The sequence below is a fragment of the Pedobacter sp. Leaf132 genome, from assembly GCF_920984695.1.
Lineage (GTDB): Bacteria > Bacteroidota > Bacteroidia > Sphingobacteriales > Sphingobacteriaceae > Pedobacter.
This window is the reverse complement of the sequence record NZ_CAKLBO010000001.1, coordinates 230,827-253,568: the sequence shown is the minus strand read 5'-3', so window position 1 is coordinate 253,568 and position 22,742 is coordinate 230,827. Positions and strand designations below refer to the sequence as shown.

14 protein-coding genes are annotated in these 22,742 nt (G+C 38.2%); 6 read left to right on the top strand and 8 right to left on the bottom strand.

The window, feature by feature from the left end; all coding sequences use genetic code 11:
* Positions 1 to 2: 2 nt before the first annotated feature.
* Positions 3 to 905 carry a hypothetical protein gene (locus LUA86_RS01050; protein WP_231458690.1) on the bottom strand — a complete coding sequence of 301 codons (903 nt, stop codon included), beginning with the start codon at positions 903 to 905 and terminating at the stop codon, positions 3 to 5.
* A gap of 201 nt (positions 906 to 1,106) precedes the next feature.
* Here LUA86_RS01050 and LUA86_RS01045 point away from each other — a divergent pair, with 201 nt between their 5' ends.
* Entirely contained in the window at positions 1,107 to 2,651 is a 1,545-nt protein-coding gene (locus tag LUA86_RS01045; protein ID WP_231458689.1) for a glycoside hydrolase family 10 protein, read from the top strand.
* Here the strand turns inward: LUA86_RS01045 and LUA86_RS01040 are convergent, their stop codons facing one another.
* Together LUA86_RS01040 and nagB are read right to left on the bottom strand one after the other, a co-directional pair.
* Positions 2,652 to 3,794 (bottom strand): acyltransferase family protein, encoded by a 1,143-nt coding sequence (locus LUA86_RS01040; protein ID WP_231458688.1) that lies wholly within the window; start codon positions 3,792 to 3,794, stop codon positions 2,652 to 2,654.
* 108 nt (positions 3,795 to 3,902) lie between these two features.
* Entirely contained in the window at positions 3,903 to 5,825 is a 1,923-nt protein-coding gene (nagB, locus tag LUA86_RS01035; protein WP_231458687.1) for a glucosamine-6-phosphate deaminase, read from the bottom strand.
* A gap of 155 nt (positions 5,826 to 5,980) precedes the next feature.
* Here nagB and LUA86_RS01030 point away from each other — a divergent pair, with 155 nt between their 5' ends.
* From LUA86_RS01030 to LUA86_RS01010, 5 genes are all read left to right on the top strand, one after another.
* A complete protein-coding gene (locus LUA86_RS01030) occupies positions 5,981 to 7,177 on the top strand; it encodes an anhydro-N-acetylmuramic acid kinase (RefSeq protein ID WP_231458686.1) in 1,197 nt (398 codons plus the stop codon).
* A gap of 69 nt (positions 7,178 to 7,246) precedes the next feature.
* Entirely contained in the window at positions 7,247 to 10,366 is a 3,120-nt protein-coding gene (locus tag LUA86_RS01025; RefSeq protein WP_231458685.1) for a SusC/RagA family TonB-linked outer membrane protein, read from the top strand.
* Positions 10,367 to 10,384: 18 nt separating this feature from the next.
* On the top strand, positions 10,385 to 11,689 hold the full coding sequence (locus tag LUA86_RS01020; protein ID WP_231458684.1) for a RagB/SusD family nutrient uptake outer membrane protein: 1,305 nt from the start codon (positions 10,385 to 10,387) through the stop codon (positions 11,687 to 11,689).
* A 144-nt stretch (positions 11,690 to 11,833) separates the two neighbouring features.
* Positions 11,834 to 13,069: a DEAD/DEAH box helicase gene (locus tag LUA86_RS01015; RefSeq protein WP_231459249.1), complete on the top strand. Its 1,236-nt coding sequence runs from the start codon at positions 11,834 to 11,836 to the stop codon at positions 13,067 to 13,069.
* A gap of 58 nt (positions 13,070 to 13,127) precedes the next feature.
* Positions 13,128 to 14,039, top strand: a complete 912-nt coding sequence (locus tag LUA86_RS01010) for an AEC family transporter (protein ID WP_231458683.1) — start codon at positions 13,128 to 13,130, stop codon at positions 14,037 to 14,039.
* Positions 14,040 to 14,191: 152 nt separating this feature from the next.
* Here LUA86_RS01010 and LUA86_RS01005 read toward each other — a convergent pair whose 3' ends face one another.
* From LUA86_RS01005 to LUA86_RS00985, 5 genes are all read right to left on the bottom strand, one after another.
* Complete coding sequence (locus tag LUA86_RS01005; RefSeq protein WP_231458682.1) at positions 14,192 to 14,773, bottom strand: DUF5025 domain-containing protein; 582 nt, start codon at positions 14,771 to 14,773, stop codon at positions 14,192 to 14,194.
* A gap of 328 nt (positions 14,774 to 15,101) precedes the next feature.
* Positions 15,102 to 16,529, bottom strand: coding sequence for an L-serine ammonia-lyase (locus LUA86_RS01000; protein ID WP_231458681.1), 1,428 nt, complete (start codon positions 16,527 to 16,529; stop codon positions 15,102 to 15,104).
* A 242-nt stretch (positions 16,530 to 16,771) separates the two neighbouring features.
* Positions 16,772 to 17,431: an MgtC/SapB family protein gene (locus LUA86_RS00995; protein WP_231458680.1), complete on the bottom strand. Its 660-nt coding sequence runs from the start codon at positions 17,429 to 17,431 to the stop codon at positions 16,772 to 16,774.
* Between the two features lie 25 nt (positions 17,432 to 17,456).
* The gene (locus LUA86_RS00990) at positions 17,457 to 18,482 is read right to left on the bottom strand and encodes a PorP/SprF family type IX secretion system membrane protein (protein ID WP_231458679.1); all 1,026 of its coding nucleotides are present in this window, start codon (positions 18,480 to 18,482) and stop codon (positions 17,457 to 17,459) included.
* The gene (locus tag LUA86_RS00985) at positions 18,479 to 22,729 is read right to left on the bottom strand and encodes a PKD domain-containing protein (protein ID WP_231458678.1); all 4,251 of its coding nucleotides are present in this window, start codon (positions 22,727 to 22,729) and stop codon (positions 18,479 to 18,481) included. The genes LUA86_RS00990 and LUA86_RS00985 overlap by 4 nt, the downstream gene beginning before the upstream one ends.
* Positions 22,730 to 22,742: the final 13 nt, after the last annotated feature.

The window sequence follows — 22,742 nt, the reverse complement described above, 5'->3', positions numbered from 1 at the left end:
TTTTACTTTAGCTCGATTTGTGCTTTGCCCATTGTGCTGCCATCGGTGTATAAGATTACCGTATAAATGCCTTTTATGAATGGTTTTGGGTTAGCCCAATCTATGGAATAAGTTGTGCCATCATTATTATAATCGATATATATAGAATAACTGAATTGCATTTCCTGACCATCGGCTTCAAAGCGATTGCTGTCGTCGGCTAAAAGATTTCCTGCCGGATCAAAAACTCTGATAAAAACGTTATGATGGCCTTTTTCGGCCAGTTCATTAGGAATTAGTTCAAAACGAATGCTTAATTTCTCTGCAGTTGAGGATTTGGTCACCTCAATTTTTTTCCCGCTCGATTTGGTTCTGTAAGCAAAAACCTCGGCTTGCTTTAGTTTAAGCATTGCGGCAGTTTTAACTTTTGCATTTAGCACTGAATTTTCTGTTGCCAGATTTGCAGCTTTATCATTTGCATTTTTTAGCCCATGCTCTAAACTATCTCTTGATGATTTTAGAAAAATATTTTCATTTTGAAGCTTGATAACCTGGTCGTTGTAATTCTTAATGAAAATTTTAAGTTCTTCTACCTGGCCTTGAGCCTTATCAAGCTCTGCCTGGGTAATTTCACCTTTTTCTAAAGCAACTTTCAGTTCTTCTATCTTTGTTCTGGCTAAATTCTGTTCTTCAACCAACTTATCGTTTAAATCGAGGTTGAGTGCATTTACTTTATCTAACTCAACTTCTATTTTTTCAACCTCTAATCGTAATTTATCTTTTTCGGTACTTACGGTAACCAATCTTTCGCCTTGTTTTCTGTCTTTAAAAAACAAATATCCATTGGTACCAATGAGTGCTGCAATAACAATTATGAGGAAGTAAATTTTATTTCTATCGCCTTTATTAACGTTTTGTGATTCCATTTTTTACTAATGCTTTTTCGGTTTAAAACTCTTGTCTTCACAGGTAAATGATAACACAATCGGATTTTTGTAAATTTGGCGCAAATTAAAATTTTTAATAAACTTATATGAGTTTTTAAAAAAAATCGTTTACTTGCTAAGGTTCAAAATGTGTATTGTTTACACAGCTATACAACCCCAATAAAAAAACACACATAAATAATGCTTAAAAACTTTCTATACGCACTTTTAACTTTAACAATACTGCCAAACATCATAAATGCCCAAGCAACATCAAAAACTGCACCAAAAAGAGAGTTTAGAGGGGTTTGGGTGGCTACTTTATCTAATATCGACTGGCCATCAAGACCAGGTTTAAGTGCTGATCAACAGAAACAAGAATTCATTGGTATATTAGAGAAGCACAAAGCCCAGGGTATAAATGCAATAATATTACAAGTTAGACCAGCAGCTGATGCTTTTTATGGCAAATCTAGAGAGCCATGGAGCCAATGGCTGATGGGCAAACAAGGTGTTGCACCTGCAGCAGGTTACGATCCATTAACTTTTGCAATTAAAGAGGCGCATTTTAGAGGCATTGAGCTACATGCGTGGTTTAATCCTTATCGTGCTTCAATGAACAGTGTAACGCCTTTAAGCGAAACACACATCACCAAGAAACATCCAGAATGGTTTTTCACCTATGGCGGAAAAAAACAATTTGACCCAGGTATTCCTGAAGTTAGGGAATATATTACACAAGTGATTTTGGATGTTGTTAAAAACTACGATGTGGATGGTATCCATTTCGACGATTACTTTTATCCATATCCAATCGCCGGACAAAGGATTGATGATGGAAATACATTTTATAAATACCCTAACAACTTTTCTGATGTAAAGGACTGGCGCAGAAATAATGTCGATTTATTGATCAAGATGGTTGATGACAGCATTCATCACTACAAAAAATACGTAAAGTTTGGAATTAGCCCCTTTGGTATTTGGCGCAATAAATACGAAGATGCAGAAGGTTCTGCAAGCAGCGGACTCTCCAATTATGCAGAGCTTTACGCGGATAGCCGAAAGTGGGTAAGAGAAGGCTGGGTAGATTACATCAATCCGCAGATTTATTTCACTTTTACCAGAAAAGCAGCACCTTTTGGCGTTTTATTAGATTGGTGGAGTAATAACGCTTATGGCAGACATGTATATGTTGGCCATGGTGCATATCTGGTAAATTCGAGGGCAGAAATGGCCTGGAAAAACCTTTCTGAAATACCAAATCAAATTAGAACATTAAGGGCGAGCAATCGAATTCAGGGCAGCGTTTTCTTTTCATCCAAATCGCTTAGTACAGTTGCCCGCTCCGTTGGAGATTCGTTAAAGAATGATTTGTATAAATATCAGGCATTGCCTCCTCAAATGCCTTGGCTGGATGAAACGCCTCCGAATGAGCCACAAGCCTTAATGGCCGATGCACTTAAAGATGGTGTACACTTAAAATGGCAATTACCAACAAAAGCTAAAGATGGAGAAACAGCTTCTGGTTTTGTTATTTACCGTTTTGAGGAAGGCGAAAAAATATCAGTTTTAGATGCAAAAAATATTCTGAAAATCAGTTTTGAGGATTATGTTTCATTTATTGATACTACTGTTGAAAGCGGCAAAAGATATAGTTATGTTGTTACCGCCTTAGATAGATTGAAAAATGAAAGCGAGCCCACAAGCCCGGTTGGTGTAGAAATTCCGCTGGCGAAAGAATAACTAAACCTTTATAATGATGTTCTTTTTATACATGATGTAAAGCAGCACATAAAACCCTAAAACGTAGGTCATTGCCCATACCAATGATGCATTTATTGGCGAAAAAAATGGTGTGTAACAGGTTTCGTAAAAACGAACCAACAATCCGGTTTTAGTACCATCTGGTTTAGAAACCTGAATCAAATTTAATACCCTTGGCATTAACCCGGCAAGAAAGAAAACAGTAATTGCATTTACGCCATAAACTAAAAAGGGCGTTGTAAATCTTTTATAACCCTGAACATCTATAATCCAATAACAAAGCGCTAGTGCTATAGAAGCCAAACCTCCGGTGTAGAGCGCAAAAGAGCTTGTCCATAGGGATTTATTAATAGGGAAATTTAAATCCAGTAGAAGCCCGAGTATTGTGGCAAATATGCCCGCAGAAAAAAGCCAGGCAACTTTAGTTGGGTTATCAACATCTTTACGTCTCATCCAGATGCCAACTAAAATACCAAACAAACAAGTTCCAATGGCAGGTAGCGTGCTTAAAACGCCTTCAGGGTCCCAGGTTTTTGATGATGCCCAGGTATGCGCTTCGGTTAATACTCCACGGTCTATCCAGGCAGCCAGATTGGTTTCCTTTTCCATGTTTGGATAACCCACACCAGGAACAGGAACTAATGTCATTAATGCCCAATAAACACCCAAAATAACAATCAAAGTTTTAAAGATGTTTTTTTCGGATACTTTTAAAAAAATAATTGAACTGATAATGAAAACGATACCTATTCGCTGAAGTACACCCAGTAGCCTAACTGTTTGTAAAGCATGGGCCGGATCGTTTATCAGCTTGCCAAAAATGGCCAGAAAAAACCCTAAAAAATACAATATCAAACCTCGCTTAATCGCTTTAATAATCGTTTTTTTATGTGTTGATGGATCGGCTTTGCTGCTGCTCATTGCAAATGCAATTGAAACGCCAACTATCCATAAGAAAAAAGGAAAAATTAAATCGGTTGGTGTGCATCCATTCCACTCTGCATGTTCTAGCGGGGCGTAAATATGTCCCCAACTTCCAGGATTATTAACTAAAATCATTGCCGCTACAGTTAATCCTCTAAAAAAATCTAAAGAAAGCAGGCGTTGTTTGGGTTGATTCATTGCAGATGGTTAGTTTGGTATAAACTTACGAAGTCTAATATGCATGTGCAAATTAGACTTCGTAAGTTTATGGCGTTATACTAAACGCTTAAAAGATTATATCAAACCTTAATCAAACTTCCAGCGTACAAAAGCTTCCATAGCTTCGTATTCTGCTAAACCTAAAGCATCGTAAGCTTTGGCTGTATCTCGGTTACGATCTTCAGCTCTTTGCCAAAATTCTCTTGCGTCATCACCAGGGAAAACAGCTCTGTCTTTCTGACTTTGGTGTTTAAAAATTGCATATTTTTTGCGCTCCAGTTCTTGCGGACTAATCGGCACGGCCATCTCTATTTCATGTGTTTCGAACTCATGCCAAGCGCCACGATACATCCACAACCAGCAATCTTTTGCCCAATCTTCTGTTTTGCGTAACTCGGTTAAAGCCGCTAAAATAATATTAAAACACACAATATGCGTTCCGTGTGGGTCTTCAAAGTCTCCGGCAGCAAAAACCTGCTGAGGTTTTACCTTTTGCAAAAGCTCCTTTGTAAGTTCAACATCTAATTGAGTAACCGGATTTTTCTGGTTTTTACCGCTTTCATAAAACGGAAGCGCTTGAAAATGAATGTGATCATCCTCTAAACCACAATATCTTGCTCCCGCTATGGCCTCCCCTTTTCTAATTAAACCTTTTACTGTTTGAATTTCTGGGGTATCTACCTGATTTGGTTTCTTCTGATCAATGAATTTTCTCATTCTTTGATAAAGATCCTTTAAGTGAGCATTATCCATGCCCATCTTTTCAGTAAAATCTACATTAAACTCTACAAAACGTAAGGCATCATCATCCCAAACTGCAGTATTACCCGATGTTTGATAGGCCACATGCACATCATGTTTCTGATCAACCAGACGGATAAAAGTTCCTCCCATTGAGATTACATCATCATCAGGATGCGGAGAAAAGATGATAACACGTTTTTTTGCCGGTTCGGCTCTTTCCGGGCGCTGAGAATCATCAGCATTTGGTTTTCCACCTGGCCAGCCTGTTATGGTATGTTGTAATTTGTTAAAAATATGAATGTTGATATTGTAAACCGGCCCTTTTTCGGTAGCCAATTGTGCCATACCGTTATTATTGTAATCGTCTTCAGTAAGCTTTAAAATTGGTTTATTTAAGGTATTAGCCAACCAAATTACTGCTTTTCGGATTAACGAATCCGTCCAGATGCAATCTTTTACCAGCCAAGGTGTATCGAAACGAGTTAAAGCTGATGCTGCTGGTTCATCTAAAATAAACTCAACATTTTGCGAAAGTTGAAGATAAGTTGCTGGAACTTCGCCAGAGATTTCGCCCTCTACAGCTTTTTTAATAATCGAAGCTTTTTTACGGCTCCAAGCCATTAAAATAATTTCGCGGGCTTTAAAGATTGTGCCAATACCCATGGTTATGGCTTTTGTTGGCACAAAAGATTTTCCACCAAAATCACGTGCAGCATCCCGGCGTGTTAAATCATCAAGTGTAACCAAACGTGTTCCTGAATTAGGTGCAGAACCAGGTTCGTTAAAACCGATGTGACCAGTACGACCAATACCTAAAATTTGTATGTCTAAACCACCTAAATCCCCTATCTTCTTCTCATAATCCAAACAGAAAGCCGGAATATCTTCCAATGGCAGTGTTCCATCAGGTATATGAACGTTATTCTTATCGATATCAATGTGATCGAAAAGGTTTTCATTCATAAACGTAACGTAACTTTGAGCCGCATTTGGCTGCATCGGATAATACTCATCCAAATTAAAAGTAATTACGTTTTTAAAACTTAAACCCTCTTCTTTATGCAATCTAACCAGTTCGGCGTAAACTGCAATTGGGGTAACACCTGTTGCTAAGCCCAGTACGGCAGGTGTGTTGTTTGCTTGTTTTGTCTTGATAAGACTTGCGATGCGATGAGCAACGTTTACAGAAGCAATTTTTGGATTTGCAAACACGCTCACAGGGAGTTTCTCGAAACGTGTTTCCTCCAGTAGATTTAATCTTGCCATTTTTTGTTATGGTTTTTAATGTACGGAGCAGTAAAGATAGTAACATATAGGCGGTATTTAATAAAGGTTTTTTACTTTTATTGCAAGTATTTAAATAATATTAGCTCAAGGTATAAAACAAACGTTTGCTCGTTTTTGATAAAAATTAATCTGTTATGAATCTTCAAATAAAAAACCTCTACGAAAAAGCAAATAAGGCCGAAAGACTTATTATTGGTTTAATGAGTGGTACATCGATGGATGGATTAGACATTGCACTTTGCAGCATTAAAGGGCAGGGTGCTGAAACTGATGTTAAAATTTTAAAATTTAAAACAGGCGACTATACTGACGAATTCAGAGCGAAAATTAAAGCAATTTTCTCCAAAAAAGAAGTTGATTTGCAGTTGGTTTGCCTTATGAATGAACACATTGCCAACGTTCATAGCGAATTAATTAACACAGCTTTAAACGAATGGGGTTACGAAAACCATCAGATAGATTTCATAGCCAGCCATGGGCAAACTATATTTCATGCGCCAAAATCATTGCATAAGCTTAATGAATATCCAAACGGTACATTACAAATTGGCGATGGTGACCATATTGCCATAAAAACCGGCATCATTACCTTATCAGATTTTAGACAAAAACATCTCGCCGCAGGCGGGGAAGGTGCGCCTTTAGCGGTTTATGGCGACTATCTAATGTTTTCAAAACCTGGCGAAAACAGGGTAATGTTAAACATTGGTGGCATTTCTAACTTTACTTATTTACCGGCAAGTTTAAAGGCTGATGAAATTTTCTCTACGGATATCGGGCCTGGGAATACTTTGATGGACCAATATATGCAACAGCACTTTAATAAATTTTATGATAAAAACGCTGAAGTTTCATCTGCAGGAAATGTAAATGCAGATCTTTTATCAGCTTTGCTGGATTGCGATTTTTTTAATGAAAATTTTCCTAAAACCACAGGACCCGAATTGTTTAACCTACAGTATTTAGATGCTGCCCAAGAAAAATCAGCAACGCAAAATATTAGCAAAGCTGATGTAATGGCAACCCTGTGCCATTTTTCTGCTGAAACCATTGCAAATGCCATAAAAAAATGCTTTGATGAAAATGCAGCAATACACCTATTTATGAGCGGTGGCGGCATGCATAATCCATTGTTGGTTAACTTATTAAAAAGCAAACTAACTTTTGCAATTTTCAAAACTACTGATGATTTAAATATTAATCCAGATGCGAAAGAAGCTGTTCTTTTTGCGGTTTTGGCCAACGAAACCCTTTGCGGAAAACCAATAAACTTCGGCAAAAGACAAGGTGTGCCTTCTGTTTGTATGGGAAAGATTAGCTTACCGGAATAAATAATTTGGTTTGTGTTGTAATTTGCTAAATTTGTTTGATAGCTAATTATAATCAACAACCCGAATTTTATGGAAAAAAGTTACCTAAAATGGTCGCCAAAATTTTTATCGATTTTGATGATCTCTTTTGTGCTGCTTTTACTCACAGAAATGGCAAATGCGCAAAATAAGCGTTACACCATTACAGGAAAAGTAACAGAAGCTGCAAACAAAGAACCAATACCTGGTGCAGTTGTAAAAATCTTAAATACCAACCTCGCCACAAGTACTTCTGCAAACGGAAGTTATAATTTTACAGTCGACCTTCCGGCAGGTAAGTATCAAATTCAATTTTCTTATGTAGGTTTTAAAACATCCATTCAAAACCTTGATTTAGGTGCGGCAGACCAGGTTCAGGTTAATGGAGCACTTGCCGGCGATGCTGTTGGGCTTGACGAAGTAATTGTTACCGGAACATCTCAGGGAACCACCAGAAAAGAATTAGGAAGTTATGTAAGCACCGTGAAAGGCGATGATTTAAATCGTGCAGGCAGCGGAAATGTTCTTTCGTCTTTACAAGGTAAAACCGCTGGTGCACAAATCAGTCAAAACTCTGGCGACCCTGCAGGCGGTTTATCGGTAAGGTTAAGAGGTATCAGCTCTGTAAATTCATCATCAGAGCCATTATACATTATTGATGGCGTAATTGTAAATAATTCTACCACAAGAGTAACCAATACATCGGCCAATTACGATGGTGGGAATTTTGTTGGAAGCATTGGCCAAAACAGAATGGTTGATATTAACCCGGCTGATATTGACAGGATTGAAGTTTTAAATGGTGCTGCAGCTGCTGCCATTTATGGTTCGAGAGCAAACTCTGGTGTAATTCAAATTTTTACCAAAAGAGGTGCAAGTGGAAAAGCTCAGGTTAGTTTTAACACGAGTTTAACCATTAGCGAGTTACGCAAACAAGTTGAGGTAAATCAATCTCCGGTAAAATTTGGTGGTTCTGTTAACAGTCAAACTCAAGATGTTTTAACGCCGGCCCTAACCAATACTACACCGGTTACAAGGTATAACTATCAGGATTATATTTTTAGAACAGGTTATGGAACAGACAATACAGTTTCTGTAAGCGGTGGAACGGATAATACCAAATTCTATACATCTGCCAGTTATTTTACCAATCAAGGTATTATTAAAAACACAGATTTTTCGAGGTATAATTTAAGGGCAAATGTAGATCAAAAAATTACGGAGTGGGCTTCATTAAGTGCTGGTTTAAACTACATCAGAAGCGCTGCAAATGAAAAACCAGATGGAAACTCCTTCTTCTCTCCAATGAATTCGGTAACGATTATTGGCAATTTTCATGATATTTTTGCAAGAGATGCAAACGGCAATTTATTAGCTGTAGGCGAACGCGGACGTGTAAATCCAGTTTCTGTAATAGAAGATATTAAACAACGTCAGGAAACAAATCGTGTTATTGCAAGCGCCAATTTAAAATTATATCCGGTTAAAAACCTAACCTTAAACTTTTTATTAGGTGTAGATAATTCTGGTGCAAACGGAACAACTTATATTCCACCATTTGCTTACAACGTAAATCCAGATTTCTTTGGTGGTGGCGCTAGCTTAGATGGTACACTAAATGGCTACGCCAGTACTGCAAGCAACAATGCATTTCAGTTCAACAACGAAATTAATGCAACTTATCAGGGAAAAATTTCTGATAAAATTTCTTCGACCACACAATTAGGTTATTCATTTCAGTATGAGCAAACCCGTTATCAATTGGTTAACGGACGCGGTTTAGCGCCACTTATAGAAACGGTAAACGCTGCAGCAACACAACTGCCAAGTGTTGATGGCAGAACACAATTATCTGTTACGGGTGGTTACTTGCAGCAAACATTTAAGTATAAAGACCATTTCTTTTTAACAGGCGCAGTAAGAGTCGATCAATCAACCGTATTTGGTGCTGATAATCGTACACAAACCTATTTCAAAGGCAATGCAAGTTATGTTTTATCATCTGCAGATTATTGGAAAAACTTAGGTGTATCTTCCTGGTGGGATACTTTTAAAATCCGGGCTGCTTATGGAGAATCGGGTAACTTAACCGGAATTGGCGCTTACGATAGAATCAACGCCTATTCAACTCAATCGTTTTTAGGCAGGGCTTCCCTATTCTCGAGCGCTCAACTGGCAAACGAAAATGTTAAACCTGAGCGTCAGCGTGAGTTAGAATTAGGTACTGATATGTCTTTCTTTAAAAACAGATTAGGCTTACAATTTAACTGGTATAACAAAAAAGTTAGCGATTTATTAATTGCAAGTGTTACCGCACCATCTACCGGATTTTCTAGTTTCTTAGATAATATTGGTTCGCTTCAAAACAGAGGTATTGAGCTTGTGTTAAACGGTACACCATTAAAATCAAACGATTTTACCTGGAATACAACACTTGTATTCAACAGAAATAGAAATAAAGCGCTTGATGTTGGTGGTTTAAGATTATTCAGTACAAACCCTGGCGCTCCGGTTGCCATCATTAATGGCGAAGCAATTGGTGTATTTTATGGAACATTCTTCGCTCGCAAAGCAGATGGAAGTTTACTAACCAATGCGGCAGGTATTCCACAGTTAGAGCGTGGTATTCAAAACTCAGCAACAAGTTTCACACCTCAAAGAGATGCAAATGGATTGCCAACAGGAACTACATTACGTAAAGTTTTGGGCGACCCGAATCCAGATTACACAGCATCATTTGTGAATGATTTTACTTATAAAAAATTGAATTTACACATACAGTTAGATGCTGTGCAGGGTGGAGATGTTTGGAATGCAGATTGGAGAACCCGCCAAGGTGTGGGTAATGGTAAAGTAGCCGAAGCAGAGCAACTGGGCCAGTTACCACGTGGTTATGTAGCGGGCGTTTATGCTACCGAAGAATGGAGAATTGATGATGGTTCTTTTGTTAAGTTAAGAGAAGTTTCATTGAGCTATAACATCGGAAAAATAAAATACCTGAGAGATTTAACAGTTACCTTAAGCGGCAGAAATCTTGTTTCGTGGGATAATTACAAAGGCTACGATCCAGAATTAAACTCCGGCGGACAATCGACTATTTTAAGAAATATCGATTTTGGTTCGGTGCCAATCCCAAGAACCTTCAGTTTAGGTTTACAAGTTAAATTTTAATCTTCAGCAGAAAAATTTATGAAAAATTTACGAAATAATACCTCAAAATATATAAGCTGTATTGCACTTTCGGCGGTTTTGTTTTCATCTTCTTGTACAAAAGAATATCAAGATCCATCTAGAGCAAAAACGGATGTCGCACTAACAACACAACAAGGTTTAACAGCTGTTGCAATTGGTTTGCAACGTGTTTACACTCTAAACAGAACAGGTGTAATGTTTAATTCAATCGCAGCTAACGGTTTTGTAACCAATGAACTCGCTTTGTTAAATGCCGGTAACATTCCGGAGTTGCAATTAAGCACTGGTGGCAACGCAGTAGATGGTACAAATACCATATTATTCAACCTCTGGACAAGCGCAAACAAAATTATATATGATGCCGATTTAGTGATTACAAAAGCCGGTAATTTAGGCGATAAAGGTTATGCCGCCGGATTAATCGGATATGCCAGCGTATTTAAAGCATTAGCCATTGGAAACATGTCGCAATATTGGGAACGCATTCCAGATGGAACCGGAAAAAATGTTGCATTTATAACCCGTGCTGCGGGCTTTGCAAAAGCTATTTCAGTTTTGGATAACGCTTTAACCGTTATTGCAGCAAACCCAATTTCTACAGGTTTTACAAGCAATGTACCTGCCGATGTTAGCATTGTAAACACATTGCATGCTTTAAAAGCACGTTATGCTTTGTTTTCTGGAAACTATCCTTTGGCATTAACAGAAGCAAACTTAGTTACTTTAACAACAGCTTCTTCTTTTAGGTTCGACGCAACTTCTCCAAATATTCTATTTTCCATCATTGCGTCAAATAACGTATTCCAACCTTTAAATGCAAATTTAGGTTTAACAGGAACTTATGTGCCAGATGCAGCAGATAGAAGATTAGTTTTCTATACTAAAATGGAAGGAACGCCCACAGCAACTTTAAGAATGAATGGTTTTGCGGCTACAACAGCCACGCCTTTCCCTATTTATTTACCTGGAGAAATGACTTTGATTAAGGCTGAAGTTTATGCAAGAACACCAGATTTACCTAATGCCTTAACTGAATTGAATAAAGTAGTTACGAAAGTTTCTACAGCTGATCCATTTGGTGTTGGTGCTGCTTTACCAGCCCTAACCGGAACTTATACACAACAGCAATTATTGGATTTGATATACAAACACCGCAGCATAGAACTGTATGCTTCTGGTTTAAAACTTGAAGATATGAGAAGATTTGGCTTGCCACTTACGGATAGAAAACGTAATTTCTTCCCTTATCCTTTCCAAGAAAGAGATAACAATCCAAATACACCGGCCGATCCGGCTTTCTAAAAAACTAAAAACCTCAAGCCAAAACTTGAGGTTTTTTTATAACCTGATTTTCATAAATCACTATTTCACAAGGTGATGTTTAAATCTTGCTTGCTATTAGCCATATTTTCAGGTACTTTTGCTAAAATACATAAACATAAAAGATTGAATTTTAACGACTTTAACTTTAGCCCCGACTTACATGAAGGCCTTATGGCAATGGGGTATAAAAGCGCTACACCAATACAAGAACAAGCCATTCCTGTAATTTTAGATAATCACGACTTAATTGCCTGTGCCCAAACCGGTACCGGAAAAACTGCAAGTTACCTTTTACCGGTAATGGATAAAATTAGTCGTGCTGCCGATAGACACAACAATACTTTAATTTTAGCGCCAACCAGAGAGCTTGCCCAGCAAATTGATTTACAGGTAGAAGCACTTGCTTATTTCACAAATATTAGCTCTTTAGCGGTTTATGGTGGTGGCGATGGCATGGCTTACGAGCAACAAAAACGCTCCATGCGTGATGGTGTTGATATTATAATAGCAACGCCAGGTCGCTTAATGGCACATTTATCCTCAGGAGTTTTAAAACTACAGCATTTGCAACATTTAATTTTAGATGAAGCTGATAGAATGCTGGATATGGGTTTTTACGATGACATTATGCGTATTGTAAGTTACCTGCCGCAAAAAAGACAAACCCTATTGTTTTCGGCTACCATGGCTCCAAAGATTAGAAAAATGGCCGGTAGCATTTTAAATAATCCGCAGCAAATTACCATATCAATTGCCAAACCTGCCGAAGGTATTACACAACAAGCTTACAACATTCACGACCAGCAAAAGCAGGCTTTATTAACTGATATTTTTAAGGATGATACCTATAAAAGCGCCATTATTTTTGCCTCTACAAAAGATAAGGTTAAGGCTTTATACAAAACTTTTAAAGGTTTAAAAATCCAGGCTGAAGCTTTTCACTCTGATTTAGATCAAAAAGAGCGTGAAGACATTTTGCTTGCCTTTAAAAACAAAAGACTTCCAATTATCATAGGTACTGATGTTTTATCTCGTGGTATTGATGTTGAAGGCGTAGATTTGGTTATCAATTATGATGTACCAGGCGACCCGGCAGATTATGTACACCGAATTGGAAGAACAGCAAGAGCGGCGACTAAAGGAACCGCCATTACTTTGGTTAACGGAAAAGATAAACGCAAGTTCGATAATATAGAAAAACTGATTGAAAAAGAAGTTCCACGGATGGTTTTGCCAGAGCACATCGCAAGCATGGAAATAACGCATGTGGAAGAAAAAAGACCACAACACCCTAGAAATAATGGCAAGAAAAAGGTTTGGCATAAAAAGAAACCAAAACCTAGTAACCCAACCACATAATATTAAAACGCCAATGAAATTTATTGGCGTTTTCTTTTTATCCATCAATTAGCATTAAATGGCAAACTTTATTCTAATCGGTTTATGTATCCTGGCAGGTATTCTTTTTAGGAAAAGTAAAACTTTGCCAAGAGATGCCCATAAAGGCATAAATGCATGGATAATTTATATCGCGCTTCCGGCGGTTTCATTTAAATATTTACCGCACATTACCTGGACTAAAGCATTACTTTTCCCCGCCCTTGCGCCAATATGCGTTTGGTTATTTGGTTGGTTATTCATCACTGTTTACAGTAAATTAAGTAAAAATAGTAGGGCAACTTCCGGTGGTTTAAAGTTGGTTAGTTCTTTAAGTAATACTTCGTTTATTGGTTTCCCTCTAATAATTGCTTATTTCAGCGAAAAGGAACTAGCCATTGCCATCATTTGCGACCAAATTACGTTTACACTACTTTCCACCATAGGCATTATTGTTGCCATCCGGTCTTCACAGCAGCAAGAACTGAGTGCAAAATTGGTATTCAAAAAAGTGCTCACTTTCCCTCCGCTTATTGGTTGCGTATTGGCGTTAATTTTACCTCGATATTTAGATTTATCTTCCTTTGATGTGCTATTTGATAAATTAGCTGGAACTGTTGGTCCGTTAGCTTTATTTTCAATTGGTTTGCAGCTAAAATTTGGTGGTTGGTTTAGCGAAATCAAACACATTAGCTTTGCTCTTTTTTACAAACTTATTTTAGCGCCACTTTCGGTTTTAGCAATTGCTTTGTTATTCGGCTTGAATGGCATGATTGCCAAAATCACCATTTTTGAAATGGCAATGCCAACATTGTTAACCGCCGGATTAGTTGCCGATCAATATAATTTAAACCCAAAGGTTTCAAATTTAGTTGTGGGAATTGGAATTTTGCTTTCCTTTCTTACTACAGGCTTGTGGTGGTTCATTTTAACGCACACAAACTTATTTTAATTCCTTTGTTGAAAAGGAACGGTAAATTCACTTGGCGGTCTGTAGTCCTGCTAACATTTCAAGTCCGCACTCGTGCCTCGCTTGCGTGCTTTCCATTTATATCAGGTTTATGAACAAAGGTTTGTGCATAAAAACCGAACTAGCCTTTACTTTTAAAATCTAACATCAAATGCACCATTCTTAATAATTATTGAATCCTGTAAATCTGTAGTATTATAAAGCACACCTGTTAACTTACCTCCTACAAATGGAATACTACCATCATTAGGTTTTTCATATTTTAAAATTGAAATTTTAAATGGTAGTTTATTATCGAAAGCAGTATATATTTTCGAATTAGGCATACCTAAATTGGTGACCAAATAAATATGAGTTGAAAAATCTTCTTGAAAGGCTCTATTGCTGGTTAATAAATATTCTTTTTCCTGAACATCAAATAATTGAAACTGAAGTTTGGAATCTATTGTAGTACCTAATATTGTTTTGGGCACCTGAACACTTACAGTATACATTTCTTTAGAAGTGCCGTTACCGTATCCAATTCTGGTCAAGCAGCCACGAAATAAATCTCTATTGGATGAAAGTGAACCTTTTATATCAAGAGGTTTACCTGCTAAATCTGCCATAAAATATTGAATGTATGGCTCTTTAACTTGATTTTCAGTGTTTTCCTTTTTACAAGAAATAAGGAGTACTGAGACTAGAAAAGCGAGAATAGATTTACGTATAATCATAGGAATCAAATATAGAGACATATGGCATTACCACAAAATACAAATCTCAGTTAGTTTCAAGTCATTTTTATGTTGCACGCTTGGGCAAAGCCCAGCATCGAGAGTTTCAACTCTACTACGCTAGAAATCGTGATAAGAAAACCAGCCTAAACGCTACTGTTTGTGTTTTATAGCCCCGACATTCGCGGAAATACTTTTGGTAGCATTTACCTTAAAAAAACGCAAAACTATAACCAAAAGATTGCCTGCCTTCGGTAGGCAGGCAGCATTGGCGGGAAGAATGTACCCGAAAAGCACCAAAATTGCGCTACAAATTAAAAGTATTGGTTTAACATTCCGGCAAGCTAATCGGGATATTAGTCGCCAAACCACCATCAGAAGTTTCCTTGTATTTTGCGTTCATATCCAAAGCGGTTTCCCACATGGTGTTTACAACGGCATCCAAACTTACTTTTGCTTTATCGGGATTGCTTTGCAAAGCCAACTGACTCGCCGTTATGGCCTTAATAGCGCCCATCGTATTGCGCTCGATGCAAGGAATCTGAACCAAACCGCCGATAGGATCGCAGGTTAAACCTAAATGATGCTCCATCGCAATTTCGGCAGCCATTAAAACCTGACGCTGAGAACCGCCCAAACACTCGGTTAAAGCGGCAGCAGCCATTGCCGATGATACACCAATTTCTGCCTGGCAACCACCCATAGCCGCGGAAATGGTTGCGCCTTTTTTGAAAATGCTGCCAATTTCTGAAGCACAGGCAATAAACTGGGTAATTTTTTCTTCAGAGTAGCCATGGCAAAAAACAATAAAATATTGCAAAACCGCAGGAATTACACCCGCAGCGCCATTAGTTGGTGCGGTAACCACGCGACCGAAAGATGCATTTTCTTCGTTAACCGCTAACGCAAAGCAGCTAACCCAATCTAAAATATAGTTAAATCCGTTTCCGCCTTTTCTGATGGCATCTACCCAGGTATCGTAATTTGTATATTCTGCTTTGTTAATTAATCTCTTATTTAATGGAAAAGCTCTACGGGCAACATCTAAACCGCCAGGTAAAAACCCAGTGGTGTGGCAACCACGATAAATGCAATCCCTCATTACCTGGAAGTGTTGTAAAATACCGGCTTTAGTCGTGGCTTCTGGTCGCCAAGCCAGCTCGTTTTCCATTACAATTTCACTAACTTTTAATCCTGTTGATAAACACCAATGCAGTAAATCTTTTGCTTTCTCTACCGGAAAAGGCAAATCTACCTGAGGTTTTTGGCTATTATCTTCGCCTTCCTTTACTACAAAACCGCCACCAATTGAATAATAGGTTTCGGAAAAAGCTTTACCATTTTTTAAAAGTGCCTGAAATGTTACCGCATTGGGGTGGAAAGGCAAACTTTCTGCAAATAGAAAAAGAAGATCGTTTTCGAAATTAAAATCAATTACGATATCTCCTGCTAAATTCAGTTTCTTATCCCTTTTAATGCTTTCAAACGTTGGCGTAACCGCATCAACATCAAAAGTTACCGGATCTGCACCGGTTAAACCTAATACAATGGCAACATCAGTTCCATGCCCAACACCTGTTTTTGCAAGCGAGCCATAGAGCAATATTTTTATGGTTTCAACATTATTGAGCAGGTTATTTTCTTTTAACGAAGCCGTAAATTGTTGAGCCGCCCGCCACGGACCAAGCGTATGTGAGCTTGATGGACCGATGCCGATTTTAAAAATATCAAAAACTGAAATTTGTTCTTTTATCATGAATTGGGTTAGTTACAGATTATCAATTTAGGGATGAATCTGTTAGTACAAAGCTATGATTGTTTTTAAGATTTTAGAGAAATTAATTTTGGCAAATAATCTAAATAATTTATATTGATTGACATTTTAAAAACTCTAAATGGCTTTTAAAACGCCATGGCATGATAAATGGTCGGAAACGATGGTAGTTGACGAAAAGAAAGTTGCTCTACAAACTCAGAAGACAGATTTTTTTTCGAATTTTAAAAATCAAACTCTATAATTTCTTTGTCGGTTAACATTTGCTCTACAAATTTCTGGTGATTTTTAGGCGTTCCGGTTGCAGTCCAGTTGCCAGTAATTATATTATTGATAAGTTGATGTTTTCCGCGTTGCGGTTTTAATTTGTTCTCTTTAAATACTTTTTCATAACTCTCAAAATCGCCGTAAGCCTGTTGCTTTTTTACAATCCTATAAAAGCGTTTGGTAAAGCGTCTATCGCCAATTTCTTCTAAAAAAGGAAATACAATTAAGGCGAATAAAACCACTCCTGTTACGCCAATGGCTTGTTCATAAAATCCTGAACCTATGGCCATTCCTATTGCAGCCACAATCCAGATTATGCAAGCAGTTGTTAAGCCCTTAACCCTATTTTCTTCTTTAAAAATTACACCAGCGCCTAAAAAACCAATTCCGGTAACAATATTTGATGCAATACGATCATGACTGCTTAATCCAATTTTTATAGAGAGAATGGTAAATAGCGTAGAACCCAGCCCAATCATCATCATGGTTTTCAAACCAGCAGATTTGCTTCTATACTCTCTTTCGGCGCCTATTAAGCCACACAATAAGGTTGCCAACAAGAATTTATTGACTTCACTTTGCGTAATAAAATGCTGGTTTTCGATTAGTTCATTCATCGCTTTGCCTAAATGTTAGGGCAAATTAATAAAAATCATAACATCTTAATCCATTTGCACGGCCATAATTAGAACTATTAGACCAATATTTTTCGTAACCTACACCAATTTCTGATGTTCCACCTGTGTTGGTGTAATTTAGCTTTGATGTTGTTGCATCATGGCTTAAGCCAATCCGAAATTTTTCACCATTGGTTCTTCTATTAAAAATATCGAATATTACGGAAAACACAATCGCATCATTGCCATTGGTTCCGCCATCATTTCTATACCAAACTCCAGCGTTTACGCCAGCATATTTAAACTGCGTACCTAAACTAAACGACATCACATTTTGCTGGCGATAAGCAACTATGGAAGGAATTAAGTATGCGCCATCGCGGTCGTACCTATCCGGGATAATTGCCAATTTGTAGCTCATATTAGCAGAATATCGCATCGGCAACCTGGCTTGGTAGCCTGCAAGTGATTCATCTGGCCGATTTAAATGGTGAACGCCCAAACCAAGCATAAAATTTTTATAAACGATGTTTCCGCCAGCGGCGGCATCAAAATAAAAACGGCTATCTACATTTGGCCTTTCAGCACCAGAAATTCCGCCTGGAATAATTCCGGCATTGATGTCGATCTGATCGCCAAAAACCAATTTATCCCAATTTAGCTTTTGGTTGGTTATACCACCTTGCAAACCGAAGGAAAGTGTGAAATCCTCGCCGCCAATAATGTAAGAGTAACTTAAGGCAATATTGTTTTTTTGCAGATAAGCAGTTCCTTCGCTACTTCGGTTAAAAATTATTCCAACGCCACTATTTAGTTTCTGAAGGTTTAAATCGGCCGATGCGCTCATGTAAGAAAAATCGCCAGAAAGACCCGTCCACTGATTGCGGTATAATGCGTTGAAACGAACATCGCCCTCAAACTGCCCGGTTAACGCGGGATTTAAGTAAATAGGAGAATTATAAAACTGGCTGTAAATGTGGTCTTGCCCTCTACTAAAAAAAGGTAGGCCGATAAACAATATAACTACGTTAATCCAACTGCGCTTCATCATCTTATTAAATATATTGTTCCGGTTTTTCTTGGTGCCGAGTTGTCGTAAGTCATTCCTTTCCAATCGCTACCATTAATAAATTTTACTTCAATTTTCCAAAAATATACACCCTGTGGTTGCTCCTGACCGTTAAAAGTTCCATCCCATCCTTCTGATGGTGCCCCATCATCAAGTTTTGTGGTTTCCCACAAGGCTTGTCCCCATTTATTAAAAACGGTCATTTTCCAGGTATCAATTCCTCTTCCTTTTGCTTTAAAAGTTCTTAATTCATTTTTAGCACTGGCAGGCATAAAAGAGTTTGGCACTTGCAGAGTTCCCGGAACACCAATTACCCTAACCATTTGCATTGAGGTAGCCGAACATCCTTCTTTATTGATAATTTTAAGCGTAACGATGTATTCACCTACATTGCTATACGTATGTGTTGGGTTTTGAAGGGTAGATTTCGAACCATCACCAAAAGTCCATTCCCAACTTCCGGCACCATTAATACTTGCATCTCTGAAATTGAAAGTATAGTTAGGGATAGAAAGCTCATTACCCGGCAACACCGTAAAATTTGATTGTGGAGGATTAACCAACTGGATATAATTAGTTAAAACGGAGGTGTTTTTACAGCCTAAGGTATTTGTAGCAGTTAGGCTAACGGTGTAATTGATGCCGTTACCTCTGTAAGTGTGTTCAGGTTCGATTTGGGTAGATGTTGTGCCATCACCAAAATCCCACAGAAAACTTATGCCATTTACGCTGTTGTTTTTAAATTTCACCAGCGTTCCATCACAGCCCACGGTTTTATCTGATGTAAAGCTTACGGTAGGCTGTTCAAGCACAACAATTGTTTCGTTGGTATAATTTATAGAACAATCGTTTGAAGTGTATAAGGTAACCAGATAAGTGCCGGGTTTGGTAAAAGTATGGGCAACCATTTCGGGCGATGAACTTGTTAGCGCAGAACTGCCATCGCCAAAGTTGTAATAAAATGTACTTGCACCTTTGGTATTGTTATAAAAATCTACTGTATGCGGTGCACAACCTTTTAACTGAGTAGCATTAACCACCAATTCGGGTATTATGTTGTTTGGTGAAACTCTTATTGTATATTGAGATACACTAGCGCCGCAATCATTTACGGCAGTCATTTTTACAACGTAATCTGTAACTGCGATTGTTGTGTAGGTATGTGTAACTTTATTTTTATCTGAAACCGTTAACAAAGGGCTTCCATCACCAAAATCGTATGTAAAACTGGTATAATTTCCGGGCGATGTATTGCTAAATGAAGTTGTAAAAGGCGAGCAGCCAGAAGTTTTATCTGGTGAAAAAACAGAAACAGCTGCCGCTTTTACTAACACCGTTGATGTTTTGGTAATTTCTCCGCAAGGCGTTGTTGCTTTTAAGGTTACCGTATAAGTGATGTCATTTCCATCCGGGTCTGAACGATAATCAATTCTTGGAGGATTGGCCAGATTTGAGGTGGTACCATTACCAAAATCCCAAAAGAATGTAGAACCAGTTAAATCTGATGATGTGTTTACAAAGTTTACACTAAACGGTCCGCATGCAGCCGTTTTATCTTGAGTGTAAGAAACCGTTATGTTATCTCTTGTTGTAAAGGATTGCGAAATTTCATCTCCTAAACAACCAGTTGGGCTTATTACAACCAGTTTAATATCTATCTTTTCATTGCTGTTGGTGATGGTATAACCTGGAAAAACTGCTCCAGTTCCAATTTGCACATCGTTTGCAAACCAGGTGTATGTTGCATTCCTTCCGGGATAAAGGCCGGCTTGAATAATTGCAGGGGTTAAAGCAAATGGCGCACAACCAATTGCAGTAGTGTAAATAATCTCAGCCTTTGCGTTCTGATTAACCGTTATCGCTACAATATTGCTAATATTTGCTGAGCCACCTGAACAAGCACCGCTGGTAACTAATCTTCTGTAGCGGATGCTCACTGTTGGCTGAGGCGGCGTATAATCCTTGGCTGTCGCACCGGCAACGTCTGTCCAGGTTGTTCCGTTAAAACTCGATTGCCATTGATAATTGAAAGTTCCATCAGCGCCTGATGGTAAGGTACCTGTTAAAGCATTTACTGGAGTTCCAGTGCAAATCGTTTGGTCAGCAGAAATGGTGTTATTTGTGATGGCTGGTAAAACATCCAGTTCTATTAAATTACTTTCTGAGGAACAAGAACCGCTTGTAATCACTCTTCTGAATTGTATTTTAGAACTTACTGAAATTGTCAAATCTTTTGTGTTTTTTCCAGGCAAATTAGCCCAGGTTATTCCATCGGCACTGCTTTGCCATTGATAAGTATAAGTTCCGGTTCCACCGATAGGCGTTGAACCAACTACTGTAATGCTTTGCCCTGAACAAACTGTTGTTGAGCTTAAACTTATTGTATTTACAATGGCTGTAGGGTAGCTAATCACTACATCATCGTAACTTCCTGGGCATAGTCCTCCGGAAAGCGTCCATCTAAATCCATAATTATTTCCTGGTGATAAGTCTGCGACTGTAGTATTATATTGAGTTGGGTTGGAAATAGTTACTGTCGGTCCTGCAGTTTGTGTCCATAAACCAGCCTCGTTATTTCCTGCCAATATTGCTGTAGAACCTACACATATATTTTGGTCAAGCCCTGCGTCCGCACCTTGAACAATTACGGTTTGAGGGGCAGACACAACAGCGCCACAAGCGCCGCTTGAGACACTTAAGGTGATTGTATAAATTCCGGCAGTATTGAAATTAAAAATAGGATCTTTACTAGCTGCTGTTGTACCACCAGAAAAAGTAATCGCAGGCGTAACGGTCCATAAATACGTTGGTACTGCGTTACAAGTATTATCAATTTCAGATGTATTCACAGGTGTAAGAATGCTAGGTGCACAAACTGTAGTACTAGGTAAAGTAAATAAGGGTTTAGGCGGATCTTGAATACAGATTTCCTGCTCCACAGGATCTGCGTCACATGCTCCAGAACTTACAGAAATTAATCTAACTTTATGTATTCCACGAGTAAGAAACTTGTGAACAAAATTATAAGATCGTGATTTATTTGCCTGAACAAGTACTCCATCAACATACCAGTTATAAAGTACATTATTTGGCTCGCAACCAGCAGAGGTGGTGTTCGGATTTTCTCCTAATTGAGATGTATTCTCAAAAGTTATCTCAGTATTTGTACATGCCGGACTTACAAAACTAAATGAATTGATAGGCTTAATTACAACCTTTGCATAAGCACTTAATGGGTCGCCAAGGTTTCCACAGAAATCATTAGCTACCCTAATGGATACAGTAAATGCATTGTAAATCGGCCCCGAAGCTGTATTCGATACCCGACCACAAGAAGAAGTAGTATAATCATGTCCAACCTTACCGCCAGCCTTAAAAATATCACAATAAGTATAAGTGGTTGAGGTACCATCGCCCCAATTAATAACATATTTATCACCCGGAAAATTATTTAAGATTCCACTTGCAGTTAAATCAACATTAAATTGATAGGAAGCCAGCGGTAAACAAACCGGATTATTATTTATTGTAGCAAATGCAGTTGTAGCTTGGTTATTGATGATAAAATAAGCTTTGGTTCCAACAGTTCCATCGGGCATGGTGGCCTTTGCAAAAATAGTGTAGTGAGCCAGTTGTGCGGTAAATGTTTGAGGTGTATTCAAACTTACGGACGTTGTAACTCCAGTTATTTCATTTTTAATACTTGCATTAACAGTAGCATTTGCAGATGAATTACTTGAAAGGGCAAGTTCGTAATTTGCTCTGGTAATACAAGGACCAAAAGCCTCTTGCCCGGCAGGTGTATTTAGTGTTGTAGATAAAACTTCAGCCCTAACGGGTCTGCCAGCTTTTACTTCAAACGCAGCAGACTCTGCACTAACATCGGCTGGTGCAGTTGATTTAACTCTAACCTTATAACCAGTTCCAACAGGTGTATTTGCAGGAATTATTCCATTTACATAAGTACTATAAAATCCGGTGTATGTTCCAATTCTTCGTTCAGAAGCGAAACTACCATTCGAATCAGAAAGATAAAGCTCAAAAACGTTCGTTGTTGAGATGCATGATGCATTGCCGATGGTAAACGGAACAGCAATAGTACTCCCGGGGGTATATGGGCCAGCGTCCACACCGCTCACAGTTAATTGTGCAGATGCATTTAAAGCAACAAATAACAATGTCGAGAAAACAAATACAGCAACTGTAATTTGTTTACACCAAATTTTCATAAATCTTTAATAA